The sequence below is a fragment of the Rhodococcus sp. NPDC057135 genome (assembly GCF_042670865.1).
Classification (GTDB): Bacteria; Actinomycetota; Actinomycetes; order Mycobacteriales; family Mycobacteriaceae; genus Rhodococcus_F.
On sequence record NZ_JBHUUU010000004.1, the window covers coordinates 316150 to 340236 of the forward strand.

Here is a 24087-nt window from a genome sequence, read left to right on the forward strand (position 1 = left end):
ATATGATTTTCTCGTGAGATTTTGTGACGTGAAAAGCGCCACAATACGAAAGGCCATTCCATGACTGCCCCCGCAGATCCGCAGTTGCTTCTGGACCAGGCGGTCTCACGCCTCACTGGTCCAGGTGGGCCATTCGAGATCGTCGAAGAAGAGGTTCTCGGCACCGTCATGCCCGTGATGAAGAACCGTGGTCGTGCCATAGGTGAGCTCATCTCGGCATCTCGGGCCTGGGGCGACGCCGACTATCTCGTCACCAGCGATCGCCGAATCTCGTTCACCGAGCACGCCGACTCCGTCGCCGCTCTGGCAACTGCCCTGCGGGACAAGTACGGGGTTCGCAAAGGCGACCGAGTGGGCATCCTCGCCGCCAACACTCCCGAGTGGGTCATGACGTTCTTCGCGACGCAGGCGCTCGGCGCGATCGCGGTCGGTCTCAACGGTTGGTGGGTTCCGCGAGAGGTGACCCACGGGATCGAGCTCTCGCGTCCGAAGGTTCTTGTCGTCGACGCCAAGCGCGGCGCCGCGCTTCCCGAACTGCCGGCAGGCATCACGGTCCTCACCATGGAAGAGGATCTGCCCGCGCTCATCTCGGAGTACGCGGGCTCCGACGTGCCGAGCACCGATATCGACGAAGACGATCCCGCAGTCATCCTGTTCACCAGCGGAACCAGCGGTCGTCCCAAGGGCGCACTCCACTCGCACCGCAACGTGATGGCCGTCGTCGACTACCACCGCTACAGCGACGCAATCGGCGCCGCCTTCACCGGCCGTGAGTACGATGCTTCCAAGCCGAGCCCGCTGCGTTATCTGCTCACGTCCCCGCTCTTCCACATCGCCAGCCTGCACAATCTGGTGGTCCCCCGTCTCGCGACCGGCAGCGCCGTCATCCTGACCGAGGGCGGCTTCGACGTCGACAAGGTGCTCGGGCTGGTCGAACGCGAGCGCGTGACCAACTGGGGTGCGGTACCCACAATGGCGTCGCGCCTACTCGAACACGGCAACATTGCCAAGTACGACGTCTCTTCCCTGACTTCCTTCTCGCTGGCATCCGCGCCGTCGTCGCCGGCTTTCAAAGAACGACTCAAGGAGCAGGTGCCGTTCGCACGCAATGCTCTGGTCGACAGCTACGGCCTCACTGAATGCAGCACCGCCATCGCAGTAGCCGTAGGCGCCGAACTCGAAGAATTCCCAGGCACTCTCGGCCGTCCGATCATCACCGTCTCGATGGAGATTCGCGATCCCTTCGGCGAGTGGCTGCCGGACGGCATCGAAGGTGAAGTGTGTGTCCGCAGCCCGTTCGTCATGCTCGGATATTGGGAGAACGACGAGGCAACCGAGTCTGCAATCGCGCCCGGACGCTGGCTCCGCACAGGCGATTTCGGCGTCATCGAGAACGGGCGTCTCCGTCTCACCGGCCGTCGTTCCGACCTGATCCTGCGTGGCGGCGAAAACGTCTACCCCACCGAGATCGAGCAGACGCTCGACGAACACCCAGACGTGATCGAGTGCGCTGTCATCGGCATGCCGCACCCCGACCTCGGCCAGGAAGTATCCGCTGTGGTGGTCCTGCGCCCCGGAGCGGAGACCACGGAGGCCGAGTTGCGTGACTACGCCGCCGAACGCCTGTCCTACTTCAAGGTTCCGTCGAAGTGGCGTATCACCGGTGATCTGTTGCCTCGCAATGCAACCGGGAAGATGGTTCGGCGCGAGATCACCGTATGACCGCGGAGCTGTCACGGATCGTTGCCGAGTCGGCGATCCGTGACCTGCTCTGTGAGTACACGCATCTGATCGATCAGGGCAGATTGCGTGAAGTCGCCGCATTGTTCGCCCAGTCCGACTACGGGCAGTGCGGACCGGACGGGGTTGCCACCACAGTCATTTCATCCGACGCCGATGCCGTCTTTGCAGCCTGCAGCGGCTTCATTCGGATGCACGGAGATCCGCCGATTCCGCAAACCAAACATCTGCTGACCAACACACGGATTGCGGTCGACGGCGAATCGGCGTCGGCACTCTCGTACATCACGGTCATACAAGGTACTGAAGCGCTTGCCCTGCAACCTATCCTGTCAGGGCGCTACTTCGATCGCTTCACCTGCGTCGACGGAACGTGGCAGTTCAGCTCGAGACTTTTCTGTATGGACAACATGGGTGACATGTCCGCCCACGCCCGACGCGCACTGTAGAGGAGTATCTGTGGAGATCGGCGTCAACGTCCTGGGTCTCGAAGCCCTCTTCGACGGCAAGATCCGCCCGGTTCTGGACTTCGCCGCACGCGCTGACCGTGCCGGGATCGATCTGATCTGCACCGGCGATCACCTCGGGTTCAATGCCGACGCACACGCTCAGCGAGTAGTCGAACACAACTTCTTGTTCCCTGTGGAACACCCTTGGTACGAACCGATCTCACTTCTGTCCGCGATCGCCGCGGTGACGGAGCGCGCTCGCCTCGGGGTATCGGTTCTGATCGCCACTGTTCGCCCGGCGGCTCTGCTTGCCAAGCAGGTTGCCACACTCGACTCGTTGTCCGAAGGTCGCACCGTCATGGGCTTCGGCGTTGGATGGCAAGAAGCCGAATACACCGCCACCAACATGCCTTTCGACGCGCGATTCGGCCGCATGGAGGAGACTGTCGCAGCCTGCCGCGAACTGTGGACCAATGCCCCGGCCACCTTCAAGGGGCGCGACTTCGCTTTCGAGAACTACCACAGTCTCCCACTGCCGACCCAATCCCATGTACCGGTGCTCTTCGGTTTCGGTCCAAGCCAGCGGAACTTCGACCGCATCGCACGCGTTGCCGACGGCTGGACCGTGAACCCGACCGATCTGGAAACGTTCACCGACAGTGTTGCTTTGTTGCGCAGCACGTTCGAGTCTCATGACCGTGACCCGGACACCGCGCGTGTGCAGGTGTCCGCGGCACCCGTTCGACGCGACAACGGATCCGTCGATCTCTCGGCAACCGCGGACAAAGTCCGGGACTGGTTTGACCGCGGCGCGTCCGTCGTCGTGCTCCGACCTACCGTATTCGATTGCGCTGCTGAAGAACTACCAGAATTGATCGACTGGATGACCAACATCAAGGAGGCGTGACATGGACCGGGCACTGCAGGATCTCATCGACAAGCAGGCTATTCGTGAGGTGGTTCTGACGTACTGCCGCGGCATCGATCGCCTCGACTTCGATCTCGTCCGCAGCGCCTATCATCCGGATGCGGTCGACCATCACACCGGTTTCGACGGCAACATCGACGAGTACATCGCTTGGGTCACACCGAAACTCTCGGCGATCGGCGGCACGATGCACCACATCGGCAATCATCTGGTCGAACTGCATGGCGACCAGGCAATCAGCGAGGCATACTCGATGTCCACTCACTGGGGCGGCGCTGAAGGCATCGGGATGGTCAACTTCACCAGCGGTGCGCGGTTCATCGACCATATGGAGCGACGTGATGGACGTTGGGCTATCAAGGAGCGATGGGCCGTACGAGAGTGGACCCGCTCGGACGAGGGTCGCTTCGTCAGCCCCGAGGGGCCTGGCCCGCGCGGGCGTCGAGATGCCTCGGATCCCCTGACAGCATTACGGCAAACCCTTGAGATGCACTGAGATTCAGGAACCGGACCTTTCCGACTGATTTGAGGAATCCATTCAATTCGAACACGCATTCGAATAGAATGAATGGATGTTCAACCCCGCGACGGAGCTTTTCGGTATCTCAGCACAGCTGACCGGTACCGAAACTGATTGTGCCCTGGTTGATCTCATGACCGATCTGCATGCATGCGAGGCAATGCTGGTCGAACGCAAGCTCGCAGTCGTTGCCGAGTTCTTTTCGCGACGGAGCTCAGAGCATGTCGCGAGTGGGACCTGGTCGTCGACCGCACACGAGTTGGCGGAATCGGAAATCGGTGCGACGCTCACGATGGGTCGCGCAGCTGCCGGGAAGTTGATCGGGTTGGGTTTCTCGTTGAAGACCCGTTTGCATCGTACTCGAGCGGCGATGGCGCGTGGCGAGTTGGATCTGTACCGCGTGGGTTTGATCGATTCCGCAACGGCGAACGTGAAAGACGAGTTGATCGACGAGGTCGAACGACTACTGCTCGAGCAGGTCCTCGCTCCGCCAGTGGCCGGCGGAACCGGCCTGACGGGAAGGCGACTGACGGCGGCGATCGATCGGATCGTGGCGGCGGTGGACCCGGAAGGCATGCGAGAACGTCGACGTCGCGCTCTCACCGATCGGTTCGTCGGGGTCAGTGCCGCCGAGGACGGGATGGCCAAGATCTTGGGAAGCGTTCCGGCCGAGCAGGCGCGGGCCTTCGACGGTCGGTTGCGCGAGTTGGCGATGTCGGTGTGCCGACACGACTCGCGAACCTACGAGCAACGGCGAGCCGACGCGCTCTTCGAGTTGACCAACGGATCACCGTTCTTGCCGTGTAACTGTGCCCGTGCTGATTGCCCACAGGATCGTAGGGGTGCTGTTGTCGTTCGCCGGCCCGTGGTCCACGTCGTGATGGCTGATTCCACTCTGCGCGGTGGCGGCGAGCCCGCCCACCTGGACGGGTACGGAGTGATCAGCGCTGAGCATGCTCGCGACATCGCGCAAGACGCCGTCATTCGAAAGGTCCGCGTACCCGCTGATGTCGCCACCGAACCAGTGACTGCGTCGGCACACGTCTACCGGCCAGGTGCAGTACTCGATACGTGGTTGCGGATCATCGCGGGCAGCTGCCAGTGGCTGCATTGTGATGTCCCGGCCTGGAATTCCGACCTCGACCACAATGAACCCTTCCATCACGGCGACCCCGAGCGTGGCGGCAAAACAGTCGAGTCGAATATGAGTGCGTTCTGCCGCAATCATCATCGCCTCAAGCATTCCGACCAGTGGCGGTTCGCGTCGAACGAGGATCGAACCATATCGCTGACGTCGCCGACCGGGCACTGCTACCGAACGCGGCCCGCAGGGCTGTTGGCCGGCCTACACGAACCGATACCGCCGCAAGGTGGTCGAAATCGGCGGACCCAGGCAGAGAACAAGGCTGCCCGTATCCAGAGCGAACGCAATAACCAGCGCCGACGGATTCAGAAACGAGCAGAGAAGCACGTTCAAAGTAGGCGGTGGAATTCACCGCGGGCTCACCGAGAACCCATCAACTATGGGGATGACCCGCCACCGTTCTGAGACGCGTCGATGCGTCGCAGTGTCAATCCGACGTTGGCTTGGTGTCGTCGTCTGTTGCCGGATCGTCCTCAGCAAGTGGATCAATGGTGTCGACACCTTCGAGGACGGTCATCTCTTCTTCCGCCTCGGCGAGGAGCCCCTTGGCTTCAGCTTCGACCTTCTTGACCCATTCGGACATCCCGAGCCTCTTCTCTTCCGAAGCGAGTTCCCGCTATATCTGAACTCAGACTACGTCGCCGGCGACGAGTTTCGCCGTCCACTCGAGTCAGTATTCACGCCACTCACCAAGAAGGTAGCGATGGTGCGATGGTCGTGGTGGGATCAGCGCCACGCGCCACGCGATTCTGCGCGAGCCGCCAGGAGAAGCATCAGAATGCGCAAACTCGACCGACCTAGCTGTAACGAACCTCCCGTCTGGTTTGATACCGGAAAGACACAACTTTACGAACAGAGGGCAGCACATGGCACCGCGATTCAACCCGGCCCCCGGATGGCCCGGCGCCCCTGAAGGCTGGCTGCCCTACGAAGGGTGGGTGCCAGACCCGTCATGGCCGCCGGCACCCGTCGGGTGGCAACTGGTAGTCGACGATCAAGCGACTTCCGGAATGAACGGATTCGCCAATCGAATCAGGTCAGCGACGCAGGATTTCACGGCTCGGTCATCCTCTGAGGCATCCGCCCTCGAAGGTGCGCCGGGAGTTCTCTGGTCTGCGAAGGGGCAGCCACTCACGGGTATCGGCGGCGGTCGCTACCGCCTGACTGCAACAACGCTCTTCTTTGAGCGAGGGACACTCACAACAAATGCACAGCAAGTGCCGACGAATCAGCTGTTCGACATAGATCTCAGGCAGTCACTCACTCAGAAGACGCGTGGCGTCGGCGACGTCGTCGTGCATGTCCAACGTGCGTCCAGGGTCGAGCAGGTGATCTTGAACGACGTTCCGAGCCCGCGCGAGGCCGTGAACATCATCAACGAGGTCGCAAACCAAGCACGCATCAGCGCGCACACGATGGCCAACACCCGGCATTTCACCTCCCACCCGGCACCCGCGGTGCCTGCATCACCGCCAGAAGCGGTCCCGCCAATGACAACCGCGCCGGACGCGATCGAGCAGCTCACGAAGCTCGGTCAGCTCCGCGACGCTGGAATCCTCACCGAAGACGAGTTCGCCCAGAAAAAAGCGGACATCCTCGCAAGAATGTGAGATCAGAGGGTTGATAGATCCGCCCGCCACCGAAGTGGCGGGCGGAAACACAAACGCTGGAAATTTTCTGAACTTCCAAAACTCACGGCCAAGTACCGCCGATCAGTCGACCGTCGGCGCCCACTGCACACCGTTGATGTGCCCACCACCGTCGACGAAGAGGGTGTTGCCGGTGACGTAGCGGCTGTCGTCACTCGCCAGGAAGGCCGCAACGGGACCGATGTCGTCGAGAGGGTCCCCGATCCGCCCCATCGGATTCTGTGCGGCCATGACGGCCACGTTCTCCGGATTGGCTTCGGCAACACGCTTGTACGCCGCGCTCTGCGCGCCGGGGCAAATGACGTTGCAGGTCACCTGCCGAGGAGCCCATTCACGCGCGGCGGTTCGAGTGAGCGTCCGCAGAGCTTCCTTGGCCGCGTTGTACTGCACCGAATACATGTGGGCGTTAACGCCATTGAGGCTGCACATGTTGATCACGCGGCCCGTGCCGTGACGCTCGAGTTCCGGTAGTCCAGCCTGCATGGCCCAGAAAGCCGCCATCACTGCCATGTCGAAACCGCCGCGCAACTGCTCGTCGGTCATCTTCTCGAACCGAGCGAAACCGAAAGTCCGCCAAGCATTGTTGACCAGAATATCGAGGCGTCCGAACCGCTCGACGGCCCGGTCGACCATGGCAACAACCTGCGCTTTGTCAGTGACGTCGGTGCGGATGAACTCCGCCTCCACGCCCCATTCGTCGCGCAGCCACTGCGCCGTCTCGATACCGGCTGCCTCGTCGATCTCGGCAACCAGTACCGACGCACCTTCACGTGCAAACGCGCCTGCCACTCCGCGACCGATGCCCATACCGGCACCGGTGACCACTGCTACACGTCCGTCGAGCTTGCCCACGGGGGCCTCCTTCATCAGAACCCCTACCTGGGGCGCGGCACCGTCTTGTCGATGAACAGTCCCTCTACGGACACGCACACTTCGCCGTCCGCCGTCTTGATCTCGCCGACGGTGTGAATCTTGCGGCCGTCCTTGGAAAGGAACTTGCCGCTGATGGTGAGGGGCTCGAACAGCGGAGTCGGGCGGTGGTAGCGAGTGCTCAATTGTGCTGTCATACCGGAAGTTCCACCCCAGGCATTGGCGACACCGAGAACGTGATCGAGCAGTAGCGCCGAAACGCCGCCGTGCACGTGACCGGGAGGCCCCTGGTACGGCAGAGTCAACGTGACGACTCCCTGCACCGAACCGTCGGCAAGCCCCTCCAGGACGAGCGGCGGCGCAATGGCGTTCTCGGGACCGGTCACTGGATCGTGACGAGTCACGCCCTCACCGTTCCACATGTCGATCAACCGCTCGGCAACCTCGGGCGAGTGCTGCTCGAGGTGCTCGGCAATGCTGTTGAGCTCCTCCGCAACCCGGTCCAGATTGGCGTTTCCGCGGTCGGTCCGCAGCATCGCGTCGACAACGCGACGCGCCGCTGCCGTCGCCCGGTCGACCGGAGCGTCCTGCGGCGGCGACGTCAGAATCGTGCCGCCCGGATGTGTTGCTGCCGTGGGGTGCGTACCGAGGTCCATCAGTTGATCTCCATTGTTGCGTGTGTGAGAACCGGGGAGTTCTCGCGCTCGGGGCACGTCGCCGCCAAGGTCAGTGTGTTGCCTTCCTGCCATACCGAGGTGGTGATGGATTCGCCGGGGAACAGCGAACCGGCAAACCGCACCGAGTAGTTCTTCACCCGGGTCGGATCTCCGTCGAGAATCCCGTCTACCACTGCCTTGCAGACGATGCCGTACGACGCGAGACCATGCAGGATCGGTGCGTCGAAGCCCGCCATCTTCGCGAAGGCAGGATCGGCGTGGAGAGGGTTCATGTCTCCGCTGAGTCGGTACACCAGCGCTTGCGAGGGACTGGTACTCGACGCCAGTACCTTGTCCGGCGCTCGATCAGGCACCCCGGCAACAACTTCGGGTCCGGCATCTCCGCCGAATCCGCCTTCGCCGCGCGCCCAGATCTGCATTCCTGTGGTCCACAACGGATTCCCGTCAAGGTCATGCGCTGCGGTCTCGAGAACGATCACAGCCGCCTTTCCCTTGTCCCAGACGTCGGCAACGCGGGAGGAAATACGCGCGGTACCCGTCGACGGGATCGGGGCGTGAAGTGACAGCGACTGCCCGCCGTGCAGGATCTTGCGCAGGTCGATGTCGATTCCCGGCATGCTCATCGACGGCGCTGGCAGTACACCCGCCGAAACTCCCTGGCCTGCAACCATTGCAAATGTCGGTAGTACCTTCAGCCCCTTTTCGTACACCCAGGTGAGTTCCGCAGGATCCAGCGCGTTCACGCCGGCCCCCAGACCCAGTTGGTAAAGCATGACGTCGCGGTCGGTCCACGACGCCTCGCGCACAGTCGGTTCGGCAGCCAATGCCACCGCAAGATCGATAGCCATCAGTTCTCCAAAGTTCCGGATCGGTAGACCGTCACGACGCACGCGCCGCCCAGTCCGAGGTTGTGCTGCAGTCCAATTCGAGCGCCCTCGACCTGGCGGGCATCTGCCGTCCCGCGGAGCTGCCACGTGAGTTCGGCGCACTGTGCCAAGCCCGTCGCACCCAGCGGGTGTCCCTTCGAGATCAAACCACCCGACGGGTTGACGACCCATTGGCCGCCGTACGTGGTCGCGCCGGATTCGACGAGCTTTCCGCCTTCTCCGACTGCGCACATCCCCAGGCCCTCGTAGGTGATGATCTCGTTGATCGCAAAGCAGTCGTGCAGTTCGATGACGTCGACGTCATCGATGGTGATCCCGGCCTGCGCAAAGGCCTGCTCGGCCGCGGCGGCCGTCATCGGCGCACCGACCACGTCGATCATCGACTTCTCGGCGAACGCCGCCTCGGTGTCGGTGGTCAACGCCTGCGCGACGATCTCGATCGCCTGGTCTTCGAGACCGTGCTCACGCACGAACTTCTCGCTCACCACGATGGCAGCTCCGGCGCCGTCCGAAGTCGGCGAACACTGCGAACGCGTCAACGGCTCGTGAATCATCTTGTCGCTCAGAACCTGTTCGAGGGTGTACTCGTCACGGAACTGTGCATACGGATTGTTGACCGAGTGCTTGTGGTTCTTGACCGCCACGGCTGCAATCTGCTCGACCGTGGTGCCGTACTTCTTCATGTGTTCGACGGCAGCGTTGCCGAACAACTGAGCGGTCATGGGCGAGCGGGCGAAGCCGTAGTCCTCGACCATGATTTTCAGCTGAGAGTCCAAAGTGGTGACCTTGGGCATCTCACCGTTGCCGGTCAACGCCGTTTTGGTCATCTTCTCGAATCCGACAGCCAAGGCGCAGTCCGCTTGCCCCGCCTGGACCCATTCGCGCGCCATCATCAGCGCCGTGGACCCCGTGGCGCAGTTGTTGTTGACGTTGAAGATAGGGATGCCTGTCAGACCGATCTCGTAGAGGGCTCGCTGGCCGGCAGTCGACGCATTGAACACGTAACCGACTGCAGCACGCCGGATCTGGTCGTAGCTGATCCCGGCATCGGTCAGGGCATTCGAGACTGCCTCGGTCACCATGTCCGGGTATTCCCAGTCGCGGGTCTCGATCTTCTCGAACTTGGTCATGCCCACGCCGATGACGAAGGTGCGATTGCTCATGTGCAGGTCACTTTCCCGGTTCGGGGTCACGAGGCAGACCCAAGATTCGCTCACCGATGATGTTGAGCTGAACATTGGTTGTACCACCCGCGATGGACATGCACTGCGAGTTCAGGAACATCTGCGTCGCAGACATCCGATGCTGATCGCCCAGAAGGGAACTGGGACCAGCCCACTCCATCGCCACATCCCAGACCTGCTGGATGTGCTCGACGCCGATCAGCTTCGCCACCGAGGACTCAGCCCCCGGCTGTGCGCCGGTAAGCGAGCGCAGCGTGGTGCGCAGACCGAGCAAACCGCCGGATTGTGCGTCGCACAGCACCTTTCCGAGAACCGTCAGCTGCTCGTCGTCGATACCACCGGGCAGCCCGTCGACCAGGCTCAGCAGAGCCTCGCCGCCCGATCCCAGGGACGAGTCGTTGGACAGCGAGACACGCTCGTTGGCCAGCGTGGTGCGAGCGAGCTTCCAGCCGTCACCCGGCTCGCCGACCAGGCACTCGTCCGGAACGAAGACGTCGTCGAAGAACACCTCGTTGAAGAGTGCCTCGCCGGTGATCTCGCGCAACGGGCGAATGTCGAGACCGCTGTTCTTGATGTCGATGAGAAAGTAGGACAAGCCCTTGTGCTTGGGGGCGTCGGCGTCGGTGCGGGCGAGGCAGATTCCCCAGTGCGCGTCGCGTGCCATCGACGTCCATACCTTCTGGCCCTGCAACTTCCAGCCACCGTCCACCTTGGTGGCCTTCGTGCTCAGAGCCGCGAGGTCGGAACCTGCGCCGGGCTCGGAGAAGAGCTGGCACCAGACGATGTCGCCGCGCAGTGACGGCGGGACGAACTTGGCAAGCTGCTCTTCGTTGCCGTGCGCGATGAGCGTCGGGATGACCCAGTTGCCGATGATCATGTCGTGCGGCTTGATCTTCGCAGCGCGCAATTCTTCGGCGATGACCAGTTGGCTGACGGCATCGGCGGACTTGCCCCACGGAGCCGTGAAGTGTGGTGCGGTGTAGCCCTTTTCCGCGAGATACGTCTTCTGCGCGGCACCTTCGAGGCCCTTTGCCGGTGCGAGCTCGGCTCGAACATCGGCGCGGATCGCCTCGGCCTCGGGCGGCAATTCGATGCTGAGCACGCGCCGGGTGCCGGCAATGGTCAACTCGGCAACGCGTCGACGCCAGGATGCCGTGGAACCCAGCAGAATTCGCAAGGACTGCGCACGACGCAAGTAAAGGTGTGCGTCGTGCTCCCAGGTGTAGCCGATACCGCCGAGCACCTGGATGCAGTCGCGCGTGACGGAGAAGCCGGCCTCCAGAGCAGTTGCACCGGCGACGGCCGCGGCGAGAGAGGCCTCTTCGGCACCGACACCGTTCGCCGGCGTCAGGGCACGTGCAGCATCCCAGGCACAGACGCGTGCTTGCTCGGCAAGAGCGAGCATCCGAGCAGCCTTGTGCTTGACGCCCTGGAACTGGCCGATCGGACGACCGAACTGCTGACGCACCTTCGCGTAGTCAGCTGAGGTCGTGACTGCCCAGTCCGCCAAGCCGGATGCCTCGGCCGCGAACAGCGTTGCGGCAATGTCGAGTACACGCTGGGTGTCGATGGTGAGGATTTCCGCATCAGCGAGAACTAGTCCGTCGACGGTGACCTCGGAGTTACGACGTACAACGTCGTAGCTGGCCAGGTCTGTCACCTCGAGACGATCGCGTTCGAGCAACACGAATCCGCTGTCCGTCGCGAGCAGGAAGACGTCGCCGACATGACCGCCGAGAATCTGACTGGACGTACCGCTCAGCGTGGCAGTGTCACCGTCACGCGCGATCTTCAGCGAACCCGGCTGCAGTGCAACAGCTCCGAGAGTGCTGCCGTCCACGAGCGCCGGCAGCCTGCCCGATACTCCGGCATCACTGAGAACAGCGCTGAGCACTACCGTCGGCAGAAACGGTCCAGGAACCATGGAGCGTCCCAGCTCCTCGACGACGATAGCGAGTTCGACCAGTCCGTACCCGGCGCCACCGAATTCCTCGGCGATGTGCAGTCCGAGAAGCCCCTGCTCGGCAAGCCCGTTCCAGAGTTGCGGGCGGGTTTCGACCTTCGCCTCGACAGCTTCACGGATGACGGTGGGTGTTGCGTGGCGCGCCGCCCAGCCCCGTACGGAGTCGCGGAGGTCGCGATCTTCTTCACTCAATCCAATGGTCATGTCTACCTCGTCAATTCGACAGTGCGGGTACGGGTCAGATGCGTTCGATGATGGTGGCGGTCGAGAGAGCGCCACCGGCGCACATCGTGACCAGAGCCGTCGACTTGTTCGAGCGCTCGAGTTCGTGCAGCGCCGTGGTGATCAGACGAGCGCCCGTCGATCCGACGGGGTGTCCGAGGGCGATCGCACCGCCGTTGACGTTGACCTTGGACAAGTCTGCTCCGTGAATCTGCGCCCAGGAGAGCACGACGGAGGCAAATGCTTCGTTGATTTCGACGAGATCGATGTCGTTCAAGGTCATTCCGGCCTTGTCGAGCACCATCTGGGTGGACTCGATGGGACCGTCGAGGTGGTAGAACGGATCGGATCCGACCATGCCGGAAGCAACGATCCGGGCGCGGGGCTTCAATCCCAACTCATGTGCCCGCGCTTCGCTCATCAGCAGCACCGCAGCGGCGCCGTCACTGATCTGCGAGGAGTTGCCGGCGGTGTGGATGTGGCCTTCGATAACCGGCTTGAGTCCGGCGAGCGCTTCGGCCGTCGTCTCACGCAGGCCGCCATCGCGAGTGACGGTGGCGATCTCGCCGGTAGCCACGCCTTCCTTGTCTACGACCGGAGCCTTGACGGGAACGATCTCGCGGTCGAAACGGCCTTCTGCCCAGGCCTGGGCTGCGCGGCGCTGCGACTCGAGACCGAAGGCGTCGACGTCCGCGCGTGTGATGCCACGCTTCTCGGCAATACGCTGAGCAGAGGTGAACTGGTCACCCATGTCGATGGTCCAGTCGTCCGGGTACGGGTTTCCCGTTCCGGGCGCATTGGCCTGGCCCAGGAACACACGACTCATGGCCTCGACGCCGCAGCCGATACCGGCCGAGATCTGACCCGAGGAAATGAGTCCGGAAATCAAATGCACTGCCTGCTGGGCAGATCCACAGGCGCAGTCGATGGTGGTTGCCGCTGTGCTGTACGGCAGGCCGGCGTGCAGCCACGCCTGGCGCGTGACGTTGTTGGACTGTTCGCCCGCCTGGGTGACACAGCCGCCGATGATCTGTCCGATGTCTTCCGGTGCGACGCCTGCCCGCTCGAGGACCCCGAGCTGCGCTGCTCCCAGAATCTCGGCGGGGTGCAGTCCCGCCAGGGCGCCGCGACGACGTCCGATCGGTGTCCGCGCGGCCTCGACGATGACTGCATGACCCATGATGTGCGCTCCTTCGTGGAGTTTTCGGTCGGTGAGCTGGCTCACCGTCAACTTTTTTGTAATGTATTCTATTAATGAGAGGAGGGCAATGCCCCCGCCAACGGCAACTCCGGCACAATGCCACCTTCAATAATAGAATTGATTTCAATTTTGAGACATGGCGAACCCACCCCTGAGGGGCGAGGTCACGTCAGTGTCTATTCGAGCGTGGTCACGTCAGTGTCTTATTCGAGCGTGGTCACGTCAGTGTCGCGAGAGATTCACCAGAAGCAGGTCGCACCCTTTGCGGATGTCGTACTCCGCATCGGGGATGGAGATTCGACCGTTGAGGCAGGACTGGATAACCCCGAACCACAGCTGCATCAGCAGACGCAGACCTGTGTTGTCTTCCTCGGTGGGGTTCTCGATTCCGGCCGCATCGAGGACGATCTGCCGGAATCCACGATCGATCTTGCCCACGTCCGGCACCGTCGCGACATTGGCGGTACTGGACGACTGCAACATCGCAGTCGAGAGAGCCGGCCGACGCAGTAACCCGCGAGTGGCGCGTACCAACACCTCGTACACCGCGTCCTGCGGATTGTCCGACTGAACCTGATGCTTGGCAAAGCTGTCGCCGATCTGATCGATCTGCTCGACCATCACTGCGACGAAGAGGTGCGTCTTCGAGGGGAAGTAGCGATAAAGGGTGCCGATGGCCACGCCCGCCCGCTTGGCGACCTCATGCATCTGAACCCGTGAGAGTTCCTTCTCGGTCCCCAATTCGGCGGCGGCTTCCAGCATCCGCACATGACGCGCCCGCTGCTCGTCCGAACTGGGCTCGGCAGCGTCCCTGACCTCGGCAATTCTCGGCAACGTCGCCCCCATCATCGATTCTGAGTCTCAGTCGCGAACGACCTCGCCAATTCTCTCACCTCGATCACCCATGTCGGCGTATTGCCCGCTCAGTGGGACCTGGCATGGCCTTCTCTCTCCGTGCGGTATTCCGTGGACACCCCACCCTCTTGGAGTAAGGACGCAATGATGCAGGACTGGACCACCGAGTGCGACGTGTTGGTAGTCGGCTCCGGCGGCGGCGCGCTGACCGGCGCATACACCGCGGCAGCTCGAGGATTGACGACAATCGTCCTCGAGAAAACCGATCGCTTCGGCGGAACTTCCGCGTACTCGGGCGCATCCATCTGGCTGCCGGGAACCCAGGTACAGGAACGCGCGGGACTGCCTGACTCGACGGAGAACGCACGTACCTATCTGCGCACGCTGCTCGGCGACTCCGAGTCCGATCGCCAGGACGCCTACGTCGAGACCGCACCGGCAGTGGTCGCGTTGCTCGAGGAGAACCCGAACATCGAATTCGAGTTCCGCGCGTTTCCCGACTACTACAAGGCCGAGGGCCGGATGGACACGGGACGCTCCATCAACCCGCTCGATCTCGATCCCGCCGACATCGGTGATCTCGCCGGCAAGGTGCGTCCGGAACTGGACCAGGACCGCACCGGTCAAGGCCACGCTCCCGGCCCGATGATCGGTGGGCGCGCACTGATCGGCCGTCTGCTGGCCGCAGTCCAAAGCACCGGCAAAGCAGAACTTCGAACCGAATCCGTTCTCACGTCCCTGATCGTCGAAGACGGACGAGTCGTCGGCGCCGAGGTCGAATCGGGCGGCGAAACCCAGCGAATCAAAGCGAACCGCGGTGTCCTGATGGCAGCGGGCGGCATCGAAGGCAACACCGAGATGCGTGAGCAGGCCGGCACCCCTGGCAAAGCGATCTGGAGTATGGGGCCGTTCGGCGCCAATACCGGCGACGCGATCTCTGCCGGTATCGCTGTCGGTGGCGCAACCGCATTGCTCGATCAGGCATGGTTCTGCCCCGGCGTCGAGCAGCCCGACGGCAGCGCAGCCTTCATGGTCGGCGTTCGGGGCGGCCTCGTCGTCGACAAGGCGGGCGAGCGGTACCTCAACGAGTCGCTCCCGTACGACCAGTTCGGCCGGGCAATGGATGCTCACGACGACAACGGTTCTGCCGTGCCGTCGTTCATGATCTTCGACTCACGCGAGGGTGGCGGGCTACCCGCCATCTGCATCCCGAACACGGCGCCCGACAAACACCTCGAAGCCGGAACCTGGGTGGGCGCCGACACTCTCGAAGAGCTCGCCGCCAAAACCGGACTGCCGGCCGACGCGCTGCGCAGCACCGTCGAAAAGTTCAACGATGCAGCAAAACTGGGTGTCGACGAAGAGTTCCACCGCGGAGAGGACCCGTACGACGCATTCTTCTGCCCGCCCAACGGCGGCGCGAATGCGGCGCTGACGGCCATCGAGAACGGTCCGTTCTACGCAGCTCGCATCGTCCTCAGTGACCTCGGCACCAAGGGCGGTTTGGTCACCGACGTCAACGGTCGCGTTCTTCGCGCCGACGGCAGCGCCATCGACGGCCTGTACGCCGCCGGCAACACGAGCGCTTCGTTGAGCGGGCGTTTCTACCCCGGCCCCGGAGTTCCACTGGGGACGGCGATGGTCTTCTCCTACCGAGCAGCCCAGGACATGGCGAAGTAACGTAGTTCAATCACATTGTGTGGCAACAGATCGTGGGGCAGCCGATATCGCAATCGTCTGCCCCACTTTCTTTCTCACGGCCTTTCTTTCTCACGGCGTCGCGATGTTGAAATTCGGGTCGAACACGTCCATGATGTCGGCGAAGCGCGACAGAGTCGAGACGTCGCCGTCGTGCGTGACCTTCCCGCTTTCGAGAATGGCGGACGCCTTGCCCGGTTGGAGCAGGATTCCGGCAAGTAGCGGCTTCGGACCCGTGAGCGTCAGTTGCGCGTCGGATGCCCGTCCGGAGCGTGCGTTCAGCACCGCCCGACGAACCCACATGTTCCAATCTTGTTTGGTGTCGGCAAAACTGAAGTTGATGGAGATGTCGACGTCGTCTGCCTTCTCGGCAACGAGGTGCACGCCCGCATAGTCGAAAAGCAGATCGATTGGCATCGACAAGATCGTGTCCGTGCTGTCGGTGTTGACCTGGCCGGCACCGGTCACCCCGTTCCTCAGTTCCATTGCGGTGGCGAGGAAGATCGACCGATACTGCGGAACTTCCTGCTGATACCCGAGCTGCTCGTAGGCGTCTGCCTGCAGATTCTTCGCTTCCTCGTCGCCAGGATCGGCGAAAACCAGATGATGGAGAAGCTGCACCGCCCATCGATAGTCGCCTGCATCAAAAGCATTGCGGCCCTCGGTAAGTATCTTCTCCCGCCCGATCAAGTCGACGTGCCGCTTGGCGTGATCCTCGGGCAGCAACGGCAAGATCGTCGCAGGGTCTCCGTCCCAGAAGCCGAGCTCCTTGTGGAACACTGCGCGCACGTTGTGGTGCAGTCCGCCGTGGTAGTAGCGGTTGTACCACTTCTGGCCGATGGCCTCCGGCAGTCGCACGACCTCTGCAGCTTCGAGCGGCGTGTAGCCCTGGTTGGCAAATCGAAGAGCCTGATCGTGAATGAACTTGTACATGTCCCGTTGTGATTCAAGGAATTCCACCACTGTGCCGTTCCCCCACACCGGCCACGTGTGCGGGCCGTGGTGTACTTCGACGTCAGCGCCCCATCGCACCAACGTCTCATCCAAGTACCTGGCGAAGTTGCGCGCGTCTCGGGTACGCGCGCCGCGGATCGTCTGGATGTTGTGCATCGAGTGGTTGGCGTTCTCGGCGCACGTGAGCGCTTTGATGGCGGGGATCCAGATGTGCATCTCTTCCGGCGCCTCGGTGTCCGGGGCATACAGGAACTCGAATTCCCACCCGCCGAGATTACGCACCTCGCCGGTCTTGGTGATGCCGTCGGTGGGCGGAATGTACGTCATGTGGATGTTCATGTTGTCGGCACCCGAACCCAGGCCGACTGTCACCAGACCGCAATCGCATTGCGGCAGAATCAGACCGAAGGTGTAACCCATACGTCGCGACATCGCATTGCCGGTGATGACGTTCTCACCGATCGCGAACTTGTTGAACGATTCGATGGTTCCGGGTGCGACGATCGGGATCTTGCCCGAAGCTACGTCTGCCTCGTCGACGAGGCCTTTGACGCCGGCGTAATGGTCGAAATGCGTATGGGTGTAGATGATCGCGACGATCGGCTTGTTGTTGCCCAGTTCACGACGGAACAACTCCAGGCCCGCCTTGGCGAGATCAGCACTGGTGGTGGTGTCGATGATGACGAGTCCGTCGGGAGCGTCGACGATGGTCAGGTTGACTGCGAATCTGACCTGGTACAGACCGTCGACCACCTTGTAGAGCCCACAGCGCCTCACCAACTGCGACTGCCTCCACAGGCTCGGGTTCACCGACTCCGGAGCCTGTTTGTCATCGGCGATGTATTCGAGCGGTTGACCGTCGTGGATCAGATCACCGTTGTCGTTGAAGACCTGATCGTTCTCCCACCCGGCGATGAATCCGCGGTCCGCGTCGCCGAAATCCTCGCGGTCCGACATCGGATAATCGTCGACTGCCGCGCGGTTGACCTCGACCGTGAACGGCGTTGCAGGCTTGGCCTCAGCACCCATGAGTACTCTCCTCCGGTTCTTGTCTTCTCGCCCACGCAAGCACGCGATGCCATCGGACCGTGACCTGACGCGGAACCCTCTGCAGCCAATCTGGCGGCCACGCGGAATTCGCGCATCACCCGTCACAGGTGAGATGGCGACTGAGCGAAGGACAGAACCAGCGCGTCACTCCGGGTCGATACCGGGCAAACCGTCCACACTCTTCGCGTTCTTCTCGGCGCGATAGGCGATGAGCCGCTCCGGGCCCTTCTTCTCCGCTACGCGGTCGAGCACGTCACGGTCGGATTGGTAGTCCATCAGCGGTACTGCGTATCCGCACGAATCCGAGACGCGCGTCAGATCAACCACGACGATGGACCGCAGCCCCGGGTGGTCGGGGAACTTACCGACCAGCTCGTTGAACGGTTCCGACCCTGCCAGTAGAACGCGCGCATTGCCGTGAAGCCGGACAATCTTCGGCGGTCCGCCAAATGCCATGAACATCAGAGTTATTCGCGAGTTCTCACGCACGTGCGCGATAGTTTCCACTCCGCTACCAGTCAGGTCGAGGTACGCCACCCGGGTGGATGTCAGCACCACAAACGATCCGACTCCACCTTTGGGTGAGCAATTGATCAACCCGTCAGCAGACAACGGTGCGGTGGCAACGACGAACAGCGGTTGAGCCTGCAACCACGTGGTGAGCTTTTCATCGATGCCTTCGTAGACGCGCCCCATGCCGAAAGTGTAGATCGCGCCGACTGGACGTCACGGGGCAGACGCTGCGGCGGCTCGAAGCTCCTCACAGATCGCTGTGAAATCTCCGTCGTCGGCGGGATCCGTCGGCACTGCCAGTGCAATCCCGTCGCAGAGGCCCGAGTACTTCGAACTCAGCGCTTCGGGGAGTTCGGCGTATGTGCATTGCGTGACCAAGATGTCGAGAACATCGTCGGCGAGGACGGCGGGGAGGTGAGCCCAATCGCCCGTTCGCGCCATCGCAGTCAACTTCTCCCCGACCTCGGACAATCCGAGGACCTCGAGCGCAACTCGGTATGCCGGTGTGGAGTAGAGAAAGGCAAGCTCACTGCGCACCGCTTCTCGCTGCGCAATTATCGCAGCGCGATCTCTGCCGGTGATCGTCTTCGGAACGGCAATCAGTCTCGGTTTCCTTCCTCCTGCCGCCAAAGCTGGAATGATCCTCTCCGCGAGCACCTTCGGATGGGAGCTGGTGGGGTGAGCAACAAAACCGTCGGCGATGGCTCCGGCCAGTGAGCACATGCGGGAGTTCACTCCCCCGGTCCATATCTCGGGTGCGGGGACGCCGATCGGCCCCGGGTTGAAATAGGGTTGCAGCCGGTTGAAGGTGTAGTGCGTTCCGGCATGGTCGAGTTCACCGCCATCCTGGAACACTCGGAAGATCTCACGTACTGCGCTGACGTAATCACGCAGTTGCGCAACAGGATCCGTCCACGGCATCGAATATCGCCCGACGACGTTTCCCCGCACCTGCGTCGCGAGCCCCAGTTGGAATCGTCCACCCGAGAAGTCCGCCAGATCCCACGCAGCCAAAGCCGTCACCATGGGGCTGCGTGCAAACGCGACAACCATCGACGTCCGGACAGTGAGGGTGGTGCTGTGCTCGACGGCGAGTGCCGCCACCGCAAACGGATCGCGAATGGTCTCGGAGATGTGTACCGTGTCGAAACCGAGGTTCTCGATGCGTCTGACACGCTGAGCTACCTGCCGCAGCGGGATGTCGGCAGGTAGCGAGGTCACCAATTCCATGTCAGGCCAACGGCTCCAGACGAATCGACAGCAGCTTTCCTTCGGTAGCGACCTTGCGAGCGTGTTCGTTGAAGTCCGGGGCGGCACACACGAACAGCGTACGACCGTCGGAACCGCCGAGCCCACAGGCGAAGACACCGCTGTCGAAGGCAATTTCATCGATTATCTTGCCAGACGGGTCCACGTGGAGAATTCGACTTCCGAGGGCATCGGCCACCCACATCGAATCGTCTCCGTCGATGCAACAACCATCGGCCGCAACAACAATCTGTGCAAGCGTGGTCTCCATCTCGGGGCCACCAGGCACCGGTCCGAACGACGCCCAGTCGCGGCGCTCCCCCAGCGAGCCATCCGGTTGGACGGCAAACCTGCTGATTCGATTCCCCAAGGTTTCGTCCACGAGCAGATCTCCGGTTGATGTCAAAGCCATTCCGTTGGGGAAGTGGAGATCTCGTGCCACAACGTGGACCGACCCGTCCGGGTCGACTCGGAGTAGATCTGCCGTTTCGACGGGCGCCAGGTTCATCAGATCGAACCCGAAGTTGCCCACGTACGCTCGTCCCTGCGCGTCGACCAGCATGTCGTTGACGTTGGCACTGACGTACCCGGACAAGTCTGCGTGCACGACCAACTCGCCGTCGGATTCTCGCCGCAGAATCTTCTGGTCCCGCATGGAGACGACGAGCAATCTGCCGTCCGGAAGCCACCCCAGCCCGGACGGCTGCCCTGGAACCTCCGCCTCGACGCGTATGTCGGTCCCGTCCTCGCAGGCCGAAATCACCTGGTAGGTGTAGAAGTCCGACACCCAGATCCGGTTCTCGTGCCAGCGCGGGCATTCGAAGTAGGTGTATCCCTCGAGAACTACCGCAACTTCTGGTGCCATCAGGCTCTCCTGAGTCGGTGATGAATGAAGTATCAGTCTCATTCAATCACCGGCACCGCTGTCGCGGTGTCCGATTCCCGACTAGTCGCCGGCTCGAACTTGTTCCAACACGTCGAAAGCGGATTCCCATCCGTCGTACACATTCCCATCGCCCTTGAATCCCGGAATTCCTACCAGGTGGAAGGTCATTTCGGTTTTGTCACCCCGTTCTGCGAGCGTGACCGTTATCCGAGGCGCGGCGCCTACCGGATCACCTGGATTTCCCCAGGTGAAGACAAGCCTCTTCGGCTCGTCGACCTCGAGATAGGTTCCGCCGGTGGGGTACTCGGCTCCGTTCTCGTCGTTGATCATCAGGTAGCGGTACGTTCCGCCAACTCTGGGATCGATCCTGACATGCTCACGGGGGCTGCTGACGCCCTCGGGATGCCACCAGCGGGCTGCCTCGTCGGGATCGGTCCACGCTTGCCACACGAGTTCACGTGGTGCGTCGAAGATTCGGGTGATGGTGAATTCTGCGGTGGCATCGCCGTTCTGATCACTCATTGTCCTTCTCCTTCTTCGGTCGACGTTGCTTCAGCTCACGTAGACGCTCGTCGAGGAGATCGAAGCGTTCGTTCCAACCCCGCCGATGTTCGTTGACCCAGGCACTGGCGTCGTCGAGCCCCTCTGCGCGAAGGGTGCAGGTGCGCCATTGCGCAGTGGCGGTCCGTTCGATGAGACCGGCCTTCTCCAACACCTTCAGATGCTGCGAGATGGCGGGTCGACTCATCTCGAACGGCTCAGCCAACTCACCGACGGTCATCGAACCATCCGTCAGGCGAGAGAGCATTTCACGCCTCGTCGGGTCGGCCAGTGCACTGAACACTGCATCGAGCCGGACACTTCGCTCGTCCATGTAAGCAACTCCTTAATTAAGGAATAACTTAAACATAGGACTCGACATCTTGCGCGTCAACCCTTTCAGCTCCAGGTATATCGAAGCCGCTCGACGGTTGTCGCCTCGTCCATCTGGGAAAACGTCTTCCGCTCAACTCCCTTCACGGACACCATCGCTTCGATGATCGGCTCCCCGAAGATTTCCTTCGCCACCGAGGAGGAGTTGAACTTCTGCACTATCTCGCGCAGATCGGTGGGGACTCGGGTCACCCCGCGCTCATCACGTTCCGCCTCCGTGAGAGTCGACGGGTTCACCACAATTTCCGGCGGCAATGGCGCGGCATTGCCGATACCGATATGCGAAAGGCCAAGTATCGCAGCGGTCGCCAGATACGGGTTGGCCGATGGATCGACGATTTTCACTTCGGCGTTGGCGCCGTGCGGATTCGACGGCGACTCTGCGCAGAACCTCAGTGCCGCTTCGCGGTTCTCGAGCCCCCAACAGACGTAGGCCCCCGACCAATTGTCCGGGCGCAGCCTGAGGCCGGAGAGCGGTGAAGACGCGAAGACGGCCGTGAACTCCGTCAGATGAGCGAGGATTCCGCCCAAAGCGGAAGCTCCAGCGTCAGTCATTCCATGCTCCCGACTGCCGCCGGAGAAGACCGAACTACCATTCGCGGTCAACGAAAAGTGCTGGTGTGCGCCGTTTCCTGCGCCGCCCAGGGTGGGAATCGGCGAGAACGAGGCCGCCAATCCGTGCGCTCTGGCCGTACGGCTGATCAAGATCCGAGCCAACACCACGAGATCGGCGGCTTGAACAGGAGCGCTCGGAGCGATCGATATCTCGAATTGATCGGGCCCGTATTCGGCATGGACTTGCTCGATATGTAGTTGTGCGCGTTCGGCATTGTGCAGGAGGTCCTTGAGAAAGTCCTCATGCCGAACGACCGCATCCAGCCCGTAGGCCGACCATTCACCGCCACACGCGTCACCGAAAAGCGTGAACTCGACCTCATGGCCGACACGGGCTTCGAGGCCGTCGGAGGCAAGCCGCGCAACGACGGCGGCAAGCGCGGAACGCGTGCACACGGCAGCCGTCGAACCGTCCTGCTCGTGCACAGTCGCGGGCGCCCAGGACACACCACCGCCGAGATCACGGAGGTCGGATCGGTCGATACGTAGTCGGAGATCGCCCACGACTGAAAAGGAATCCGTGAAGGCAATCCGGTCGTCGCTGCAGAAGACGTTCCAACTCGGCGAGACTCCCGCACCGATTTCCTCGAAGACACCAGTTCGGGCCGCAGGCATCACTTTCGCTCGCGCGACACCTGCCATGTCGACGAGCGAGCCGATGGTCAGAGCCGGAACTTCCCTCATCCAGAGGCAAATACCCCGCCCGGCGTCGCGCCAACCTGTCAGATCAGGTTGTCCTCCACCGGCAGCCCGAACGCTGCCCGGCCGTACAGCGCCAACGCGCGCTCCGGTTCGTTGGCAACGTGAACGCTCCCTGCGTGAACGTCGCGCCACGCGCGCTCGATCGGGTTTCCACGGGAGAGGGAGTTACCGCCTGCTGTCTTGAACAGCATGTCGATCGCTTCCACCGAACGTTCCGTCGCGCGAACCTGATCACGACGGGCCCGAAGCCTCATCGAGAGCGGAAACTCTTGGCCGGCTACAGCAAGTTCGTACATCTCCCGGATGTTGCGATCCATCTGCAGAATCGCAGCGTCGATCTCCGATGACGCACGTGCGACGGCAACTTGAGCGAACTGATCCTCGCTGAACCGTCCACCACCCAAGCTCAGACGGACGCGCTCACGCATCACGTCCAGGTACCCCTCGTAACAACCGGCAACGATGCCAACACACGGGGCGGCCACCGTCGAGGTGAAGATGCTCCCGAACGGAAGTTTGTACAGCGGGCCAGGATTGACCGCTTGGCCGGGTCCACGCAGTTGTGCGGTCTCGTAGTTGCGCTTCAATCGGTGCTCGGGAACGAAGGCCTTGTCGACCACGATCTCGTTGCTCGCGGTGCCCCGCATACCCACGACATCCCACACGTCACGGATTTCGTAATCGGTGCGCGGCACCAACACCGTCATGAAATCGACGGGACGGCCATCCATGCCGACCACCATCGCTCCCAGCAACGCCCAACTCGCGTGATCACAGCCGGAGGAAAAGCCCCACTGGCCCGAAAGCTCGTAGCCGCCGTCCACCGCCGTCAGCCGTCCGACCGGTGCGTAGGCGGACGAGATGAGCGTCGTCTGATCCTCTCCCCACACGTCGGCCTGGGCTTGGTCGTCGAAAAGCGCCAGATGCCACGGGTGCACCCCCACCACCGAGGCGACCCAGCCCGTCGAGCCACAGGCAGCGGAGATTGCCCGGATCACTTCGTAGAAGTGGACCGGGTCGCTCTCGGCGCCTCCGTATCTCTTCGGCGCCAGCATCGAGAACACGCCGGCTTCGGACAGTTCTCGGATGGTCCGTTCGGAGATCTTGCGCGAATCGTCGACCTTCTGAGCGCGGGCCGCGATCTTCGGAAGCAGATCACGGACTGTGCTCAGAACCTTGTTGACCATGGGAGACACTCC

General features: G+C 62.2%; 23 protein-coding genes. 7 read left to right on the forward strand and 16 right to left on the reverse strand.

Features of this window, described 5'->3' with window-relative positions:
• Window positions 1-60: 60 nt before the first annotated feature.
• The 5 genes from ACFT1A_RS09635 to ACFT1A_RS09655 all read left to right on the forward strand — a co-directional run bounded on the left by ACFT1A_RS09635 (window position 61) and on the right by ACFT1A_RS09655 (window position 5186).
• Window positions 61-1722, forward strand: coding sequence for a class I adenylate-forming enzyme family protein (locus ACFT1A_RS09635; RefSeq protein ID WP_378446781.1), 1662 nt, complete (start codon window positions 61-63; stop codon window positions 1720-1722).
• The gene (locus ACFT1A_RS09640; RefSeq protein WP_378446782.1) at window positions 1719-2189 is read left to right on the forward strand and encodes a nuclear transport factor 2 family protein; all 471 of its coding nucleotides are present in this window, start codon (window positions 1719-1721) and stop codon (window positions 2187-2189) included. Before ACFT1A_RS09635 ends, ACFT1A_RS09640 begins: the two co-directional genes overlap by 4 nt.
• 10 nt (window positions 2190-2199) lie before the next feature.
• Entirely contained in the window at window positions 2200-3096 is an 897-nt protein-coding gene (locus ACFT1A_RS09645) for a TIGR03619 family F420-dependent LLM class oxidoreductase (RefSeq protein WP_378446783.1), read from the forward strand.
• Between the two features lies 1 nt (window position 3097).
• Complete coding sequence (locus ACFT1A_RS09650; RefSeq protein WP_378446784.1) at window positions 3098-3613, forward strand: nuclear transport factor 2 family protein; 516 nt, start codon at window positions 3098-3100, stop codon at window positions 3611-3613.
• 76 nt (window positions 3614-3689) lie between these two features.
• Window positions 3690-5186 carry a DUF222 domain-containing protein gene (locus ACFT1A_RS09655; protein ID WP_378446785.1) on the forward strand — a complete coding sequence of 499 codons (1497 nt, stop codon included), beginning with the start codon at window positions 3690-3692 and terminating at the stop codon, window positions 5184-5186.
• A 22-nt stretch (window positions 5187-5208) separates the two neighbouring features.
• Here the strand turns inward: ACFT1A_RS09655 and ACFT1A_RS09660 are convergent, their stop codons facing one another.
• Window positions 5209-5364, reverse strand: a complete 156-nt coding sequence (locus ACFT1A_RS09660) for a hypothetical protein (protein ID WP_378446786.1) — start codon at window positions 5362-5364, stop codon at window positions 5209-5211.
• Window positions 5365-5647: 283 nt separating this feature from the next.
• Here ACFT1A_RS09660 and ACFT1A_RS09665 point away from each other — a divergent pair, with 283 nt between their 5' ends.
• Window positions 5648-6391, forward strand: a complete 744-nt coding sequence (locus ACFT1A_RS09665) for an SHOCT domain-containing protein (protein ID WP_378446787.1) — start codon at window positions 5648-5650, stop codon at window positions 6389-6391.
• A 102-nt stretch (window positions 6392-6493) separates the two neighbouring features.
• Here ACFT1A_RS09665 and ACFT1A_RS09670 read toward each other — a convergent pair whose 3' ends face one another.
• The 7 genes from ACFT1A_RS09670 to ACFT1A_RS09700 form a co-directional block, all read right to left on the reverse strand.
• Window positions 6494-7282 (reverse strand): SDR family NAD(P)-dependent oxidoreductase, encoded by a 789-nt coding sequence (locus tag ACFT1A_RS09670; RefSeq protein ID WP_378446968.1) that lies wholly within the window; start codon window positions 7280-7282, stop codon window positions 6494-6496.
• A 23-nt stretch (window positions 7283-7305) separates the two neighbouring features.
• Window positions 7306-7956 (reverse strand): PaaI family thioesterase, encoded by a 651-nt coding sequence (locus tag ACFT1A_RS09675; protein ID WP_378446788.1) that lies wholly within the window; start codon window positions 7954-7956, stop codon window positions 7306-7308.
• A complete protein-coding gene (locus ACFT1A_RS09680) occupies window positions 7956-8825 on the reverse strand; it encodes a MaoC/PaaZ C-terminal domain-containing protein (RefSeq protein ID WP_378446789.1) in 870 nt (289 codons plus the stop codon). Before ACFT1A_RS09680 ends, ACFT1A_RS09675 begins: the two co-directional genes overlap by 1 nt.
• Entirely contained in the window at window positions 8825-10027 is a 1203-nt protein-coding gene (locus ACFT1A_RS09685; RefSeq protein WP_378446790.1) for a lipid-transfer protein, read from the reverse strand. Before ACFT1A_RS09685 ends, ACFT1A_RS09680 begins: the two co-directional genes overlap by 1 nt.
• Before the next feature lie 7 nt (window positions 10028-10034).
• Window positions 10035-12215, reverse strand: coding sequence for an acyl-CoA dehydrogenase (locus tag ACFT1A_RS09690; RefSeq protein WP_378446791.1), 2181 nt, complete (start codon window positions 12213-12215; stop codon window positions 10035-10037).
• 34 nt (window positions 12216-12249) lie between these two features.
• The gene (locus ACFT1A_RS09695; protein WP_378446792.1) at window positions 12250-13413 is read right to left on the reverse strand and encodes a steroid 3-ketoacyl-CoA thiolase; all 1164 of its coding nucleotides are present in this window, start codon (window positions 13411-13413) and stop codon (window positions 12250-12252) included.
• 243 nt (window positions 13414-13656) lie between these two features.
• On the reverse strand, window positions 13657-14283 hold the full coding sequence (locus tag ACFT1A_RS09700; RefSeq protein WP_378446793.1) for a TetR family transcriptional regulator: 627 nt from the start codon (window positions 14281-14283) through the stop codon (window positions 13657-13659).
• Between the two features lie 153 nt (window positions 14284-14436).
• Here ACFT1A_RS09700 and ACFT1A_RS09705 point away from each other — a divergent pair, with 153 nt between their 5' ends.
• A complete protein-coding gene (locus ACFT1A_RS09705) occupies window positions 14437-15969 on the forward strand; it encodes an FAD-dependent oxidoreductase (protein WP_378446794.1) in 1533 nt (510 codons plus the stop codon).
• Between the two features lie 90 nt (window positions 15970-16059).
• On the opposite strand, the gene ACFT1A_RS09710 is transcribed toward ACFT1A_RS09705, so the two are convergent.
• The 8 genes from ACFT1A_RS09710 to hsaA form a co-directional block, all read right to left on the reverse strand.
• Window positions 16060-17970, reverse strand: coding sequence for an alkyl/aryl-sulfatase (locus tag ACFT1A_RS09710; protein WP_378446795.1), 1911 nt, complete (start codon window positions 17968-17970; stop codon window positions 16060-16062).
• 165 nt (window positions 17971-18135) lie between these two features.
• Complete coding sequence (locus ACFT1A_RS09715; protein WP_378446796.1) at window positions 18136-18687, reverse strand: pyridoxamine 5'-phosphate oxidase family protein; 552 nt, start codon at window positions 18685-18687, stop codon at window positions 18136-18138.
• Window positions 18688-18717: 30 nt separating this feature from the next.
• On the reverse strand, window positions 18718-19734 hold the full coding sequence (locus tag ACFT1A_RS09720) for a TIGR03617 family F420-dependent LLM class oxidoreductase (protein WP_378446797.1): 1017 nt from the start codon (window positions 19732-19734) through the stop codon (window positions 18718-18720).
• Between the two features lies 1 nt (window position 19735).
• The gene (locus tag ACFT1A_RS09725) at window positions 19736-20617 is read right to left on the reverse strand and encodes an SMP-30/gluconolactonase/LRE family protein (RefSeq protein ID WP_378446798.1); all 882 of its coding nucleotides are present in this window, start codon (window positions 20615-20617) and stop codon (window positions 19736-19738) included.
• An 81-nt stretch (window positions 20618-20698) separates the two neighbouring features.
• Entirely contained in the window at window positions 20699-21160 is a 462-nt protein-coding gene (locus ACFT1A_RS09730) for an SRPBCC domain-containing protein (protein WP_378446799.1), read from the reverse strand.
• Complete coding sequence (locus tag ACFT1A_RS09735) at window positions 21153-21512, reverse strand: ArsR/SmtB family transcription factor (RefSeq protein ID WP_378446800.1); 360 nt, start codon at window positions 21510-21512, stop codon at window positions 21153-21155. The genes ACFT1A_RS09730 and ACFT1A_RS09735 overlap by 8 nt, the downstream gene beginning before the upstream one ends.
• A 65-nt stretch (window positions 21513-21577) precedes the next feature.
• Entirely contained in the window at window positions 21578-22870 is a 1293-nt protein-coding gene (locus tag ACFT1A_RS09740) for a glutamine synthetase (protein ID WP_378446801.1), read from the reverse strand.
• Between the two features lie 38 nt (window positions 22871-22908).
• Window positions 22909-24075, reverse strand: a complete 1167-nt coding sequence (gene hsaA, locus ACFT1A_RS09745) for a 3-hydroxy-9,10-secoandrosta-1,3,5(10)-triene-9,17-dione monooxygenase oxygenase subunit (protein WP_378446802.1) — start codon at window positions 24073-24075, stop codon at window positions 22909-22911.
• Between the last annotated feature and the right edge of the window lie 12 nt (window positions 24076-24087).